Raw genomic sequence first — 15,182 nt, 5'->3', positions numbered from 1 at the left:
TGCATCTAATTTACTTTATAAACTGTTGTATTATTATGCGTATAACAGATTACCAATTTGTATATAATGAATATGGACGGTGAAATTACCGTTGTAATCGCCTATCTTATCGCACGTTTGACTCACCTCAAGCGTGCATTTTATTTTTTAAACGTATCTGTTTTTTGATTAGCTAATACATATCCACCTGATGCTAGAAGTAGCATTGCGAATACATGTATCGGCTTTACATCAACTGTTAAAGCAAGAGAGAATGCACCGACAAATAAAAATAAGAAGCTAATAAGTGAGATTAATATTCTCTTTTTCATTTATTCATCTCCTTTTCTCTGTTTTGAACTTCGTCTAGAGGAAAGTCTAAATGGCCCTTAATTTGAGTTGGCTGAGATGTATTTCACCTCATAACGATTTCCTTTTTCATCAACAACAATAATATCTTCGTGTGTATCTTCCGAAATCCATTTTTCAATGCTGCCGCCTTTAATTTCACTCATAACACGAGATACTTCGACCATTTCAACAATATTGATTGCCATATCATGCACCTCACATATATTGTATTTTCTTTAACCATCACAAACTGAAACGTGTTCAAAGTATTGATCAAAGTCGTTGTAATCTTCCTCATCCAAGTTGTTCATTTCAAACTCTTTTCCACAATGAGGACATTCTGCAATATCCCCTAATCTAAACTCTTGAATGGCCATATTATTCACCTCACACGAATATTAAATGTCTTTCACAAAAACTTGGCCGTCTGCAGCTGTATGGAAAATGTCTCTTTTGGTTGTAACTAGATAACTGAATTCTGGTATTGCTAATACATTCATTTCTGTGATCAATGTATTGAACTCAAATGTAGCGATTACTTTTCTATCTACTTTTCGAAAAACCACTAAAATTTGCACGTATTTACTCCTTCATGAATCGGTCAAATAACATCTTCTACGTATTACGACCTTACCGATTCGATATAATCGTCAAATTCTACCTTTGTCTTTCCAATGATTTCTTTATGCGCTCCATCCATTGTTACGGTGTCTGAATATAAAGTAACGCCATTAAATTTGCCACAAGCTAATTGCCCTTTTTCTTTGTGTTTCAGCAACAAATTCACAGCCTTATCTATTGTGTCACCAGGCGAAAAATTAACTTTTATATAGTCTTTACTCAATGCAAGCGTCCCTCCTAATTGATTAATTTTTGCGTTCCAGTTTCCTTCAAATGTGACTTATCAACCTTCAACAAAATAGGTATCTGAATCCTTAAACATCTCTACAATATAAAAGTCATTTGAACCATTTTCATAACGTTCTGATATACCTGGGTAATATCTTTCGAATTCTGATAAAGCCTTAATTAATGCAGACTTTTTATCTGAAGCTTTAACAAATACTGCTGAATAGCCATTGAAACCCTTTCTGCCACTTACTTCATAGATGTTATTCATAGCAACTTCTCCTTCTGAAGCGTTTTAGCCTGAATTGCTAACTTTTTCTTAGCTATTGTTCTGTTTATTCGATTAGCTCTCTCTTGGCAACGCCAGCAAAACTCTTTATATGTTTTTTCATGACATATCCCACAAAATCGAACCATCTTACTCACCTGTTTTACTTTTTTCAATTGATTCACATATCGCTAACACTGAAATTGCACTCCACAGTGGCAATATATCTTGCCAATCAGCTCTTCCTTTAGCGGAAATTACGAATACCATATTAATTACTTGAGCGATCACGAATATAAATAACAATGTTTTGGCCATTTTGCCCCCTCTTATCGATTCATTCCTTTGTGATTTTTTAACTATCCGGAAATGCCAGATAGTTAGTTGCTAACATTTTTTGTTAAGCATGTATGATATGGCCCTTCTAATCGATCAATGAAGATGGTAAGTTCTCCTGCATTATTGTTGGAGGTTACTACATAACAATTTTCATCAACCATTTTGTGAACCTTCGCTTGACAACCAGATTGAATTAGACGTTCAGCTTCTTGTGCAGCGATTTCTTTTAGGATTTTGTTTTTTCGTCTTGTTTTCATTTAATCAGCTTCCTTAAACGAATCTTCTTCTAAATAAAAGTAACGGCCAACAAAGAAGTTACCATCCTTATCAGGAACTGGAATGTCATTAATATCTAATTCAAATGTAGCTGCTTCCTGTGCGATTTTAGTGTCACAATCATGGCACTTCATATACCAATTGGATTCTCGGTTATAACGAGTTCCTTCATTACCACAAGCAGGACACATATAATGTGATTTATATAACTTGAGACCATTTTCGGTTTCACGAACTCCACTTTGAGGACTTTGAGGTAAGTTTTCAGCTAAATTATCGAATGGCTTTTGCGTTAATGATTTAGCAGATCCTATTAAAGGAAGCTGTCTTGAACGTGAATTTATTTCTTCTTTTTCAAGTATTTTAGTTGGTATTTCTTCTACTACTTCCATAACTCTTTTGACTTTTTCTGTTGCTTGGTGTAAAACCTTTTCAACTGGTTGTTGAAGAGAATACCTACAAACTCCAAAGAAACCCTCTATAGCCATTTCTATATGTTTTTCATTACCTTCCGTGATATTTAATGACGCTTTTTCCAATTGTAATTGAATGTTCATCATTGCTTCCCCCTAGTTTTTTATGCCTTGTATTCTTTTGGATTAATGCCTTCAGGTATTCTCCAACCATTTGCAGCAATTCGATCAATTAGCTTCTTGGCACTTTCAAATGGCCAAGTGCCTACATGATTAAATCCACGCTGTTCCAAGAACCGAATTTGCTTAGGTGTAGTCAAACCTTGTTCACGTCGCCTGTCTAAACGTTCCAGCATTTTCGTTGCTTTCCCTGCATTTTCAATTTGTTCAGGTAAAATGCCCATTTTCTCTAATGCTTTGACTTGCTTATTGCTTGGAGGGCCCATCTCCCAGCCGAATGAAGGAACATAGCTTGATAAGTCTTCTGCTTGGATACTCATTTCAAATTGCAACGGATCCACTAGCTTCCGTTTACGTTTTTTCATTTCAGCTAATTGTTTTGCCAATGCCTCTTCACGTTGGGCAATAACATCTTCTTCCGCTTGCTTTTCAACTACTTCCAAATCTAAAGGAATAGCAGCTTCTTCAATTTGCTTGGTCATCGCTTTAGCCACTTCATCATTCGATGCAATCAAATGTGCTGGATGACATAACTCATGACGCTCGGTGTGCCATAAGAAGTCTAGCAACAATAATTCAGTTTTCCCCGGATGAAGTCGGGTACCGCGCCCAACCATCTGACTATAAAGTGAACGTACTTTTGTTGGTCGTAGCACTACCACGCAATCTACCGAAGGACAATCCCATCCTTCTGTGAGCAACATCGAATTACAAAGCACGTTATATTTATCATTCTCGAAATCCGCTAATACCTCTGCACGATCTTTTGACTCTCCATTAACCTCTGCAGCACGAAAACCTTTTTGATTTAGCAATTCGGTAAACTTTTGACTTGTCTTCACTAAAGGAAGAAATACAACAATCTTTCTATCCTTAGCTACTCTCCACATTTCTTCTGCAATCGATTCAAGGTATGGATCCAATGCAGTTCCCAAATCACTCGATTTGAAATCCCCTGCTTGTTGGCCGACTTTTGATAAATCTAGTTGTAATGGAATCGTTAAAGCCTTAATCGGACTTAAATAACCTGCTTTTATGGCTTTGGGCAATGTATATTCAAATGCAAGGCTTTCAAAATAAGACCCTAAGTTTTTCATATCTCCACGGTCTGGCGTGGCTGTTACACCTAGCACATTTGCATTTTCAAAATGGCTTAATACACGTTGATAACCTTCAGATATACAATGGTGTGCTTCGTCGATGATTATAGTGTCGAAGAAATCTTTACTGAATTGACTTAACCTTTTTTCTCTCATCATCGTTTGTACGCTTCCCACTACAACACGGTACCAGCTGCCAATTGATGTTTGTTCGGCCTTTTCTGTAGCTGTTTTTAGGCCAGTTGATTTCTCTAACTTATCTGCAGCTTGTTCTAATAATTCGCCCCGATGGGCAAGGACGAGAACACGCTCGCCCTTTTTCACTCGGTCCTCTATTACCTTTGAGAAAACAATCGTTTTCCCGCATCCAGTTGGCAAGACTAACAAAGTTCTATTTATGCCATTCTCCCATTCTGTTTGAATAGATTCGCGAGCACTTTGTTGATAATCTCTAAGCTCCATCGGTTTCCCTCCTAAAATTGACCTGGTGTGAATCCGCCACCCTGTTGTTGGTTATTAGTTGGGAACGGCTGTTGATATTGCTGTTGTTGCTGTTGTGGTTGATACGTTGGTTGCTGTTGCACTGGTTGTTGTTGAGCCGGTTGCTGATACTGTGGTGCAGGTTGTTGATATGCACCTTGTTGTGGGGCTTGTTTGCCGCCAAACACTTCTTCATATGGGTAGAATTTTTTCACCTGATTATTCGTTTTTTCATTGCCGTCATTCCCTGTAAATTTGTTGATTTCTAAATGAAGACGCCCTTTTGAACCAATAACTGTTCCCCAATTCATGCGTAGCTTTTCACCTTTTTTCTTTTGCCCAATACCGGCAAAGAAGTTAGAAAGAAGACCTTCCGTTTTAGTATGCAAGAATAAGTTGTGAAACACAGTTACATCTCCATGCTCTGGACTATGGACCGTCAACTCTAATTTCGCTTGATTACATGCTGGCATTTTTGCGCTTCCTTGAAAGCGTGCACGTTCAAATTTAGCTACCGTAAAGTCATAGTCACCTTCAGGTAGCAATATAAAATCGCCACCATCCTTTTCGATTTCATCTTCCCAACCTAATTCTCTTTCTTGATTCATAAAAAGACCTCCTAGTCGTTATTTAAAATGGTACATTCTGTTCTCTGATTTCTAAAATCATGCCGTATACTTGTTGCCATGCTCCAACCAACACACCATTTATAAAACCTGGATCATAATTTAAAATGGGTGTGCCCATCGGATAGTAGCCTTTGTTACTTACAACAGTTTGAATTTCATCTTCCGACACATGATTTTGTGTCATTAAATCACGTAAAGCTTGAGGAATATTGGGATTCAATTCCGGTACAATTGGCGAGCTTTGTACTGGAGTAGACGGTTGCATTGGCTGCTGTTCTGTTGGTTGAGCCGGTTGCTCTGGTATAGGCATTGGTGCTGGCTGTTGCACTGGCTCCTGTTGTATTTGTGCTTGAACTGGTTCTTGGACCGTTTGTTGCTGTTGCACTGGTTGCGATTGCGCTAGGCCATTAAATATATGAGCGATATAGGAATAATCTAAAGGGAACTCATCTGGCAAGCCATGACGGTTTTTAGCGTCCCATGCAGGATGGTGAGTGGCATAAATGGTCCGCACACCACCTTGTCCTTTATGTTTCTTGCCTTTTTCATCTGCCGCCACGCTGAATGTCTTATAATTAAGGAAAAGAACCATATCAGCCCATTCTTTTGTTAATGCAGCTGTTTTTGCTGTTGTTTTGTTACCAAGCTTTAATTCATAGCGATCGTAAGCACCCATCTCATCTGGTTGCTCAAATTTTGTTATTTTCGCATGAGCTGACAGAACAACATTGATTCCTACTTCAACTAAATCCGATAATTTATTTAAGAATTTACCAAACTCCTCTTCTAGTTGGATAAAACCTTCACCATAACCGAAGTTAGTAATACTTGTTTTGTTTGATCTACTTGTGATAAATTCAATAGCTAATCGCTCTGCCCAATCCACCGTATCGATGACAAGCGTTAAATATTTTCCGGCTTGTCCTTTAACCCAATCGACTTGTTGATTTAATTCAGTCCAACTTGAAGGCTTCTTGAGACGATCTACTGTTAATTCAGTGGTAGAACCCTCCGTATCTATGAAAATAGGATTTGGGAATTGTGCTGCTAAAGATGACTTCCCTATACCTTCAGGACCATAGAGCACTACCTTTTTGGCCTTTTCAATTTTCCCGCTAATCACTTCCATTAAAATTCACCTGCTTTCCATGTTTTTGTTTCAACTGGCTGTTGTACAGGTATTTGCTCCTGTCCAGCGACATAGCCGTCTTCAATAAGAATGCTACATTCCTCGCCTGTACTTACTCTTGTAGCAATGGCTTGTAATCCTTCTTGCTCCAACCACTTTCCGAAGTCCTGTAATGTTTCTAAATCCATCTGCTCCAATTTGTCTAGTAGGATAAAGCCGCAATCAGGCTTCAATTTTCGTACAATGGCAGTGGACACTTTCAACTGGTCCGCACCGCTCATGTTGTCCCACTTTTGGCCTTTGTAAATCAATTCACCATTCTCTACAGATAATTCTGGAAGAGGTAAATTAGCATTTTTCAGGAGCGAAGCTTTTTGCTCACGGATTTCATCAATCTTGGTCGATAGCTTTGTGTACTGAACATGATAATCATGGGCATCGGTTTCTGCTTTATCCTTATCCAAGTTAGTCCTGACCTTTCGGTTAATCTCTTCGATTTGTTGAATATTCGCTTCAAGATCAGCAGTTGATTCATCATACAAATCTAAAGATGATTTCTTAGCAATCTCTAAATCTTGTGCCGTTTTTGCTAGATTCATTTCTGCATTAGCCAACTGCTGCTTCAACCGTTCAACTTCTTGTGCTCGCATTGTATACTGTTGTTCAATCGTTGCGAGCTGTTCACGTTTACGCTGATTTTCGCCGTTCCGTGCTAAGATGGCTTGTTGCTGTTGAATCAAATCGGAGATAGAAACCAATTCTTTAGGAGCATCCGGGAAATAGGGTTGCTCTTTTGCATACTTAGCTTTCTGATCGGCAATCTGCCCAATTGCCCGACGATTACTGTATATCTCATTTTCTTGCTTCTCTAGCTCAAATAATTGATTTCCTACACCGATGATTTGAAGAAGAATGTTTGCCTTTTCTTTACTCGTCGAATTCATGAATTTTGGTAGGTTGATAGCTAATTCTTCAACAAAACTATCCAGCAATTGTTGACCAGCCTTTACTCCATTTGGATCAATTACTTTCAAATCGCTGTTCTTACCTTTTCGTTCAACGATAAGGCCATTTGACAAGACAATATGCAAATGCGGAGGAATGACACTTCCTTCACGATTAGCTTGGGAAGGACGATATTTATTGCCGCCTAATCCCCAAGCAATCGCATCTAGAACGCTTGTCTTGCCTTGGTTATTCTTACCGCCGACAATGGTTAAACCACTTGCTGTAGGTTCAATCTTGACTGCTTTTACACGCTTCACATTTTCAATTTCAAGTTTATTAATCTTGATTGGCATCTTATTTTCTCCTTCCTACCTTTAAGCGATAATTGTTACTTTACCGTTTTTAATTTCCTCTTCTAGTTTTTCTTCTAGGTAGTCACGGACATTAGCTATTGCCTGGTTTCTCCATACACCACCATCAGCCTCAAAAATAGCGCCTGTCGGACCTTTCTTCATACGGAAAATGAAGTCACTAGTTGGTTGATCTACTTCTAGGAATGTTCTGTATGGTGCTAAAGTAACTGGATTAGGCACTAATACATCATCAGCAGACGCAATGCCGGTTTTGATTGTCACAGCTTGTGAGAAACCATTGTCACCAGTTTGGCGAACATCTTCTTCTTTCACATTACCAACCACTTTCATGAGCAAGTCACGATCTTGTGTAGGCGTAAATTTTGATTGGAGAGCAATAATAAGCTCTTCAGCTTGATGGAAATACTCATAGTGAAACTTAGGTGTAATAGCCTTAGCCGTTACTAATGTTTCACGTCTACCTTCTACATCTAAAACACCTTTTAAATAAACCGTTTTTTCATCATAGACTTGCAAATAAAAGTTGGCGTTTTGTTTTTCAAGATTTGCTTTAATGTAGCCAACCATCCCTGTTAAGGTATTTACTTCTAAAGGCTCTGCCGCACGTGAAATCAATGGTCGAATTTCGTTATGATTGCCTTGGTTATCAATGACAAAAGTTCTTTTTACACCAGACTCGTCAACTGAATCTAGGAATCTTTCATTTGGACGAATAGACAAATCTTGCAAAAATTTAATAGCTTCTTTAATCATATGGATTACCCCCTGTTTTCTTGTAAGTTAATAATTTTGCGTTTTTGCTCTTGTTCAATAACATCGACTGGTTCGCCAACATCTGTTTTTTGAACCAAATCATCATCGAAATAGGTTTGTCCAGGGATTTTAGATTTCAATTCCTTGGCTTCTATGGCGCCTGTTTGTAAATCACGACCTGTTAATACAGTCATTGAAACGCCCTCTACATCAGCAAGCTTTGTTGTAAAATCGCTAGAGATAGCAATTGTTTGGCGATTATCATCAGGCTTGAATTCCAGCTTGATAGTAATGGAGCGCTTGCCCTTTGCTTTTGTGTTCTTGTCGTGAATATTGTTGAACACCTTTTGTAACTCGTAATCTAGTTTTTCCTGAATAGCTCCATTGGCTAAATCAGATAATGGCAAATCAATCTTTTTTTGCGCCATGAACTTTTTCCTCCTTATTTACCAATAAGTTTAATAGCTCTCTCCAACAAGTCTTTATCCGTATCGCGTACGAGTGACTTTAGTTCTTCCAACCCTTTGGCCACATCTACTTTTTCTTCATTCGGCGCATATTTTTTTAAGATGATTTGATTCCCATCGATGAAGATTTCAAGTGGATTTCTTTCAGCAATGCCAAATGTGCGACGCAACTCTATTGGAAGTACCACGCGTCCTAATTCATCAACTTTGCGAACAATACCAGTAGATTTCATATTATTTATCCTCCCATTTAGCAATTGTATTTTTATGTGCATTCAATAATAATTTATAACGTTCCCAGCCTGACAATTTGCGCCATTCTCTATTAATGATCAACATTCGTGAATCCCCCATTCATTTTTACAATACGTGGTCCACCATACTTCTTTTCGATTTCATCGCGCTCCATGTTATGATGCATACGACAATGCACTTTTGTAATAATTGGTGCTATGTGTTTGCAATCAGGAACTGGACAAGCTAAAAAGGATTCGCCTACAGGTGTACACCATACTTCGCCCGTTTTCATTTTCTTTAACCCCAGTTGACGCGAAGCTTATATTTATCTGGAAATCCGTTTCGTACACGATAGCCGACTTGTATTAATGCTTCTTCAAAGACGTCCAGTACATCTGAATCCTCATATTCATCTATTTCAAAAAGAAATCCTGTTTTACCAGATTCAGCGCTTTCTTCAATACCTTTAATCAACTTCTTAAACAAATCACTTTCAAGTGCTTCTTCTTTAAATTTTTCATATGCTTCTTTAGATACTTGAGCCATTGTTTCTGCAGTTTGTAATTTCAATTTATTCACATCCTTGGTTAATTCATTTTCGGATAAGGAAGAAACGAGTGAAGTTAATGAAACCGATCCAACGATATATCCACTTAGTGGTATAACTTCATTCGCAACTTCAAACACTTCTACACTAGAGGGAGCCCGATTGAATCCATCATCATACACTTGGTAATACCGTCCATCTTCTCCTTTAATCCTTTTATCATTATTAACGGGTCCATACATTCGACCTAGTAAGACACATTCGCTTTCTGAATACACGGTCGGTCGAACGTAGTCACCTTCTCGTGCAATACGCTCTACCTTGCGAAGCTTCAATCCTTCATACCAGATAAGTGTTTCTGTTTTAACTGCAACTGTTTCTTTCATTGCTAAAACATCTTGTTTCAACCTGTCTAACATTTCGACAACTTTGTCTAAAAAATCATTTTTGATTAGCTGTTCATACATTTTTGTTCCTCCTCTTTTACCTTTTTCACTAACGTTTTTCTAACAATTCTTGGAGCACTGGTTTCCGCTAGAAAGCGAATCATCCGTATAAGGGCTTCATCAGAGGGCTGTGTTCGACCATTTTTATACACCATGTTGTTCCCACCTCTCCATTTATATTGCTTTTTGTTCCCGGATGGGAACATTACGAGTAAAAAAAAGACCAGCTTCGTTTTTAGAAATCCCCATTGTCTCTAGCAATTTAGAAAACTCATCTACAGTAATACGAATGTCACCATTTTCTTTTTTGTAGTAAGTAGTTCTCGTAACACCAATTGCTTTAGCCATCTCTTCTTGTGATATTTTTCGCGATAATCTTTCATATCTTAATTTTTGTAAATTGAAATCCATGTCGAACACCTCCTTTGCATGGTTTTATATTAAACTATCACGTTCCCGATTGTCAACAAATTAATACAAATAATTTCATTGTGTTTCCTAAAGGGAACTAATATAATAATGAAGTGGAGGTGAAATAAAGAAATGCATTCTTCAGCAGAAGTTATAGACATTATTAAAAGCTTAAGGAAGAAGAAAGGTTTATCCGTCGGAGAACTTGCAAAAAGAGTAGGCGTTGCGAAATCAACTTTATCTAGGTATGAAAATCAACAGCGTGAATTTCCCATCAATGAATTGGGGAAATATGCTGACGCACTAAATACAAGTATTGAATATCTTCTGGGTATTCCTGAACAGCCAACAAACCTGGTTGAAATTAAACAGGAATTTGTTAAGATACCTGTCCTTGGAGCTATTGCTTGTGGGGATCCTATTTTAGCCGAGGAAAATATCATTGGTTATACTTACGAAGTGGCTGATACACTGCCAAGTGGCACTGTATTTGCTCTTAAAGCTAAAGGTGATTCAATGGAGCCAACTATCCCAGACGGCGCTACAGTGCTGATTAGGCAGCAATCTGAAGTCGAATGTGGCGAAATAGCTGCAGTTCGTGTGAACGATGATTCTGAGGCTACCCTTAAGAGGATAAAACGGCAAGGTGAAACGGTTTTTTTAATGCCAGATAACCCAAAACATACGCCAATTATTATTACAGAAAAAAATCCAGCAACTATTATTGGCAAAGCAATCAGCTTTAAAGTCACACTTTAATACTTAGCGCTAATTATTAAACACAGATAAGAGTAGGCTCATTTGCTTGCTCTTTTCTTTAATCAAAAGGAGATGTAACAATGCGTGTAGCAATTTATGTACGTGTATCTACAGAAGAACAAGCTGAAGAAGGTTACTCCATAAAAGCACAAGTAGACCGTTTAAATGCCTATGCCAGTTCTCAAGATTGGAAAGTTGTCCATACGTATATCGATGATGGAGAAAGTGCAAAAGACATGAAGCGTACCCAATTGACTGTTATGTTAACAGATTTAAAAAAGGATAAATTTGATTGTGTACTTGTCTACCGATTGGATCGTCTAACCCGTTCAGTATTAGATTTATACAAAATGCTTAATTTGTTTGAAGAGCATAACGTTAAATTTAAGTCAGCAACAGAAGTATATGATACAACAACCGCTATGGGTCGGCTATTTATCACACTTGTAGCTGCACTAGCACAATGGGAACGTGAAAACTTAGGAGAACGTGTAAGAATGGGGATGAACCAAAAAGCCAAAGAAGGAAAATGGACTGTAAGTTTACCGCCTTATGGCTATAACAAAGATAAAGTAGACGGTGATCAACTCGTTATTAATGAAGAAGAAGCATCAATTGTCCGTGAAATATTTAATTATTATGTAACTGGTCAGTATGGTGTAGGTAAAATAGCTAGTTTGTTGAATCAACAAGGAATAAAAACTAAAGCTCAACATGATTGGAATTCAAATACTATCCGATATGTCCTTACAAATCCCATTTATATTGGTACCATACGTTATAATTTTCGAGTTAATAAAGAACAATATTTCGAAATTGAGAATGCTGTTCCAGCAATAGTAGAAGAAGCTTCTTTTCAAGAAGTACAAAAAATTCTTTCTACGCGTTCTAAACATCATCCACGGAGGGCAACAAGTCGCTTTATTTTCACTAGCGTATTAAAATGCGCTCGATGTGGTGGAAACATGGCTGGTAAAGTTTCTTCTGGTGAAGCGCGTGGTGGGTACACTACTTTTAGTTATTATTGTGTTAATCAAAAACACGGCACTTGTGATTTACCTTTAATTTCTCAAAATTATTTAGAAGTACAATTCTTAAAAACAATAAAAGATTGGAAATATAAAAATCTGCTCCCCAATGGATTAAGTAAAAATAATTCATCAACTACAAAGGATTTAGAAGAAAAAATTAAAAGGATTCAAAAAGGATTAAAAGACATTGACCAAAGACGGTCCAAATGGCAATATGCTTGGTTGAATGACTTAATCTCCGATGATGATTTAAAAAATAGAAATGAAGAAGAACAACAAAAAGAGAATCATCTTCGAAATGAATTAGAATCTATACAACAAGATACAAGTGACGATATTAAAGAAAATATGATAGCTACTGCCCTAACAAGCCTAGAAGAAAACTGGAACCAATTAGAATTGCACGAAAAGAAAAAGCTAGTTGAGATGCTGGTAGAAGAAATGAAAGTAGATAAATTAATAAAAAAACGCACTCCTGATTCTGTTGGAATCAAGGAAATCAGTTTCAACTAATATATAGTATGCCTTTCAATCATACAGCATGTCCTGTCAAAACAGCTTCAATGGCTATGTGTGCTGTTTCACGATCCCGGATTTCGCCAATCATAATGACAGCCTTTATATATACTTTTTTTTTGTTCAAAATTAATTAAACCTTATTAAATCAACGTTATATATAATTTCAAACAAAAAGACCTGCTGGATTTTTCTCATAACAACCCAATAGGCCATAAAATTCTTATATTCAACATAATAAATAGGAAGATACGTTTTTTAACAATTTTACTTTAAGATTTTCCTTATTTTAAGAAGGGTTTAAATAAAAATATCTTATTAGATTTAGCATTGCCAAAAAAATAAAAAGGACCATTTGGTCCTTTTGTGTTCCAAGTGTTTAACAAATCAAATTCTCAAAAATGTGAGTAGTGCTTTCCCACTGCTCTAAATTTACAAAAACAAAAATTTCATTTGTGTAAGTAAAATACAACTTAATTCAATTATGAAATAAAGTGACTATTATTCTTTATTATTAAGTTCTTTCTCCCCCAGAAAGCCATTTATCATCAATAAATTCTTGTTGTATTTCTTTTTCTTCAATGAATATTTCAACTTGCTTATCATCTGTTTTGGTTTTTATTTCCACATTATCAGTAGAATTGTGTATTTGAATTTGGGGCTTCTGCTCATCTTCATTCGGAATAGTAAGTATAAATCCAATTATTGATAAAATAAAACTTGCCACAGTCATAAAATCTTTTGCTTTTTCAGTAGTAATTACATTCCATACCTGTTGCAAATGTCCTAACAGAGATGAGTACCATCGAACAAGAGTTTCTAATTGTTCCTCGTAATAATATTCTGTTTCAAAATCTTCATTATCGTTTGATTTCTCCAAATATCCTATACTTCCCATTGCTACAGCAAAATTCCACCTACTATCTTGAAAGTCATTTGTGATTCCCTTCAAGCTCATTGCTAGGTTTGAAAGCTGGCTATAAGCCGGTGTATCAAATCCTCTTCCTATTTTTTGCGCTACCTCTGTAACTTGTCTATAAACTGATTTATCAAACGTTTCACTCAATCGTTTCATTGTTTCTGAAAGTTGGCTATAAGCCGGTGTATCATATGCTCCTCCTATTCGTCTAGCTGCCTCTGTAGCCTGTCTATAAAGCGATGTATCATTCATTTCGCCCAATCGTTTCATCGTTTCTGAAAGCTGGCTGTAAGCCGGTGTATTAAATCCTCTTCCTATTTTTTGCGCTGCCTCTGTAGCCTGTTTATAAACCGATTTATCAAACGTTTCACTCAATCGTTTCATTGTTTCTGAAAGTTGGCTATAAGCCGGTGTATCATATGCTCCTCCTATTCGTCTAGCTGCCTCTGTAGCCTGTCTATAAAGCGATGTATCATTCATTTCGCCCAATCGTTTCATCGTTTCTGAAAGCTGGCTGTAAGCCGGTGTATTATTCATTTCGCTCAATCGTTGCATTGTTTCTGAAAGCTTGCTAAAAGCCGGTGTATCATATGCTCCTCCTATTCGTCGAGCTGCCTCTGTAGCCTGTCTATAAAGCGATGTATCATTCATTTCACCCAATCGCTGCATCGTTTCTGAAAGTCGGCTATAAGCCGGTGTATTATTCATTTCGCTCAATCGTTGCATTGTTTCTGAAAGCTTGCTATAAGCTGATGCATCATATATATTTGATAATCTCCTTATTTGTCTATCTATTTTCCCGCCATCATTAATGCTACTCATTAGCACATCTCCCCTTCAATTTCCCCCAAATTATAACTATATATTACCAGTATAAACTTAATAAATATAGGCATTACTATGGGAGTTTTTCTTATCGGGTAATGCACTGTTATGAAACAATTAGCGATGCATTTTGGGATCAGCAACTAGCAAAAGAACAAGAGCAACTGGATTGATTATTAAGTAAGGTTAGCTGTTATGTTATTGGTTTAGGTCATTAATTAGCAGGATGATTTGAGTAGTAGAGATAAGTGACATTAGAACGTATGGATATGATTTATTATGGAATGCGGACATAAAGAAAGAATTCTCTAGTTGCTTCTGAAGCTAGTTTGCACCCCAAATTAGGCACTTCTCCATACATGACAGTTTATTCATTGGCGGATTCGCACTTTATAATAAGAGGAGACTAGACAAAACTGTAATTATATTAGCGGTTTTATTCAATTAGTGAGATAAAATAAATTACTGGGATAGTTTTAAAAAAAAGCTTCTTCTGTAAACAGAAAAGCTTCTTTTTAAAGTCTTTAATAAAAGTTTATGTTTCCTAATTATTCTAATTGTATTATTGCTTTCTATTATCAAGTAACTTAAATATATCAACCGATATACTGTGTATTGTTTTAATTTCTTCAACATTCCTTGTTTGGAGCAACTTTTCATGATTATCAAGAACTTTATCTAAATTATTATTAATTTGACTTGTTCCATTAAAATCAAAAAGCGAAGATGGAGGTATATTTAAAGTATTAACTAATTTTTCTAGTGTAAGTAAAGTGATATTTTTCTCACCGCGTTCAATCTTTCCTAAATATGAAAAATTCAATTCGGTTTTTTCAGCTAATTCTTCTAATGTTAGGCCTTGCTGAGTTCTAGTTTTTCGTATTTTGTTACCTACAGCTCTAAGAAAATCGGACATCTTAATCCCTCCTCTTATTAATAGTAGAAGAGAATAAAAA

At 36.7% G+C, this 15,182-nt stretch carries 24 protein-coding genes and 1 pseudogene; 2 read left to right on the top strand and 23 right to left on the bottom strand.

The genetic code is table 11. From position 1 onward, the window contains the following. Positions 1–140: 140 nt before the first annotated feature. The 20 genes from F0527_RS16985 to F0527_RS06115 all read right to left on the bottom strand — a co-directional run bounded on the left by F0527_RS16985 (position 141) and on the right by F0527_RS06115 (position 10,176). Positions 141–311, bottom strand: a complete 171-nt coding sequence (locus tag F0527_RS16985; protein ID WP_190323391.1) for a hypothetical protein — start codon at positions 309–311, stop codon at positions 141–143. Between the two features lie 57 nt (positions 312–368). Beyond that, positions 369–536: a hypothetical protein gene (locus F0527_RS16980; RefSeq protein ID WP_190323390.1), complete on the bottom strand. Its 168-nt coding sequence runs from the start codon at positions 534–536 to the stop codon at positions 369–371. 30 nt (positions 537–566) lie between these two features. Further along, a complete protein-coding gene (locus tag F0527_RS16975) occupies positions 567–707 on the bottom strand; it encodes a hypothetical protein (RefSeq protein ID WP_190323389.1) in 141 nt (46 codons plus the stop codon). A 21-nt stretch (positions 708–728) separates the two neighbouring features. After that, positions 729–908 (bottom strand): hypothetical protein, encoded by a 180-nt coding sequence (locus F0527_RS06185; protein ID WP_150284144.1) that lies wholly within the window; start codon positions 906–908, stop codon positions 729–731. A gap of 44 nt (positions 909–952) precedes the next feature. Then, on the bottom strand, positions 953–1,174 hold the full coding sequence (locus F0527_RS06180) for a hypothetical protein (protein ID WP_150284143.1): 222 nt from the start codon (positions 1,172–1,174) through the stop codon (positions 953–955). Positions 1,175–1,234: 60 nt separating this feature from the next. After that, positions 1,235–1,450 carry a hypothetical protein gene (locus F0527_RS06175; protein WP_150284142.1) on the bottom strand — a complete coding sequence of 72 codons (216 nt, stop codon included), beginning with the start codon at positions 1,448–1,450 and terminating at the stop codon, positions 1,235–1,237. A 147-nt stretch (positions 1,451–1,597) separates the two neighbouring features. Beyond that, complete coding sequence (locus tag F0527_RS16970; protein ID WP_190323388.1) at positions 1,598–1,765, bottom strand: hypothetical protein; 168 nt, start codon at positions 1,763–1,765, stop codon at positions 1,598–1,600. Between the two features lie 62 nt (positions 1,766–1,827). Then, positions 1,828–2,043, bottom strand: coding sequence for a hypothetical protein (locus F0527_RS06170; RefSeq protein WP_150284141.1), 216 nt, complete (start codon positions 2,041–2,043; stop codon positions 1,828–1,830). After that, positions 2,044–2,619: a hypothetical protein gene (locus tag F0527_RS06165; protein ID WP_150284140.1), complete on the bottom strand. Its 576-nt coding sequence runs from the start codon at positions 2,617–2,619 to the stop codon at positions 2,044–2,046. 20 nt (positions 2,620–2,639) lie between these two features. Next, a complete protein-coding gene (locus F0527_RS06160; protein WP_150284139.1) occupies positions 2,640–4,217 on the bottom strand; it encodes a DEAD/DEAH box helicase in 1,578 nt (525 codons plus the stop codon). Positions 4,218–4,228: 11 nt separating this feature from the next. Then, a complete protein-coding gene (locus F0527_RS06155) occupies positions 4,229–4,843 on the bottom strand; it encodes a hypothetical protein (RefSeq protein WP_150284138.1) in 615 nt (204 codons plus the stop codon). Positions 4,844–4,865: 22 nt separating this feature from the next. Further along, positions 4,866–5,993, bottom strand: coding sequence for an ATP-binding protein (locus F0527_RS06150; protein WP_150284137.1), 1,128 nt, complete (start codon positions 5,991–5,993; stop codon positions 4,866–4,868). Then, positions 5,993–7,294 (bottom strand): AAA family ATPase, encoded by a 1,302-nt coding sequence (locus F0527_RS06145; protein WP_150284136.1) that lies wholly within the window; start codon positions 7,292–7,294, stop codon positions 5,993–5,995. The genes F0527_RS06150 and F0527_RS06145 overlap by 1 nt, the downstream gene beginning before the upstream one ends. A 21-nt stretch (positions 7,295–7,315) precedes the next feature. After that, positions 7,316–8,068, bottom strand: coding sequence for a hypothetical protein (locus F0527_RS06140; protein ID WP_223823528.1), 753 nt, complete (start codon positions 8,066–8,068; stop codon positions 7,316–7,318). A gap of 5 nt (positions 8,069–8,073) precedes the next feature. After that, positions 8,074–8,496 (bottom strand): replication terminator protein, encoded by a 423-nt coding sequence (locus F0527_RS06135; protein WP_150284134.1) that lies wholly within the window; start codon positions 8,494–8,496, stop codon positions 8,074–8,076. A gap of 14 nt (positions 8,497–8,510) precedes the next feature. Then, positions 8,511–8,768, bottom strand: a complete 258-nt coding sequence (locus tag F0527_RS17365; RefSeq protein WP_150284133.1) for an AbrB/MazE/SpoVT family DNA-binding domain-containing protein — start codon at positions 8,766–8,768, stop codon at positions 8,511–8,513. Between the two features lie 92 nt (positions 8,769–8,860). Then, complete coding sequence (locus F0527_RS06125) at positions 8,861–9,064, bottom strand: hypothetical protein (RefSeq protein WP_150284132.1); 204 nt, start codon at positions 9,062–9,064, stop codon at positions 8,861–8,863. 5 nt (positions 9,065–9,069) lie between these two features. Next, positions 9,070–9,786, bottom strand: a complete 717-nt coding sequence (locus tag F0527_RS06120) for a hypothetical protein (protein WP_150284131.1) — start codon at positions 9,784–9,786, stop codon at positions 9,070–9,072. Further along, positions 9,771–9,920, bottom strand: a complete 150-nt coding sequence (locus tag F0527_RS16965; protein WP_190323387.1) for a hypothetical protein — start codon at positions 9,918–9,920, stop codon at positions 9,771–9,773. Before F0527_RS16965 ends, F0527_RS06120 begins: the two co-directional genes overlap by 16 nt. A gap of 19 nt (positions 9,921–9,939) precedes the next feature. Beyond that, on the bottom strand, positions 9,940–10,176 hold the full coding sequence (locus tag F0527_RS06115; RefSeq protein ID WP_150284130.1) for a helix-turn-helix domain-containing protein: 237 nt from the start codon (positions 10,174–10,176) through the stop codon (positions 9,940–9,942). Between the two features lie 132 nt (positions 10,177–10,308). Here F0527_RS06115 and F0527_RS06110 point away from each other — a divergent pair, with 132 nt between their 5' ends. Beyond that, entirely contained in the window at positions 10,309–10,935 is a 627-nt protein-coding gene (locus tag F0527_RS06110) for a LexA family protein (protein WP_150284129.1), read from the top strand. An 80-nt stretch (positions 10,936–11,015) separates the two neighbouring features. Beyond that, positions 11,016–12,479, top strand: coding sequence for a recombinase family protein (locus tag F0527_RS06105; RefSeq protein ID WP_150284128.1), 1,464 nt, complete (start codon positions 11,016–11,018; stop codon positions 12,477–12,479). 22 nt (positions 12,480–12,501) lie between these two features. On the opposite strand, the pseudogene F0527_RS17195 reads toward F0527_RS06105, so the two are convergent. From F0527_RS17195 to F0527_RS06090, 3 genes and pseudogenes are all read right to left on the bottom strand, one after another. Further along, positions 12,502–12,579 (bottom strand): annotated as a pseudogene (locus F0527_RS17195) (ATPase, T2SS/T4P/T4SS family); the annotation flags it as partial. Positions 12,580–12,996: 417 nt separating this feature from the next. Next, positions 12,997–14,223, bottom strand: a complete 1,227-nt coding sequence (locus tag F0527_RS06095; protein ID WP_150284127.1) for a hypothetical protein — start codon at positions 14,221–14,223, stop codon at positions 12,997–12,999. Positions 14,224–14,788: 565 nt separating this feature from the next. Further along, the gene (locus tag F0527_RS06090; RefSeq protein ID WP_150284126.1) at positions 14,789–15,142 is read right to left on the bottom strand and encodes a helix-turn-helix domain-containing protein; all 354 of its coding nucleotides are present in this window, start codon (positions 15,140–15,142) and stop codon (positions 14,789–14,791) included. Between the last annotated feature and the right edge of the window lie 40 nt (positions 15,143–15,182).

Source organism: Rummeliibacillus sp. TYF-LIM-RU47 (assembly GCF_008638315.1).
GTDB classification, from domain to species: domain Bacteria; phylum Bacillota; class Bacilli; order Bacillales_A; family Planococcaceae; genus Rummeliibacillus; species Rummeliibacillus stabekisii.
This window is presented reverse-complemented; position numbering and strand designations above follow the sequence as displayed.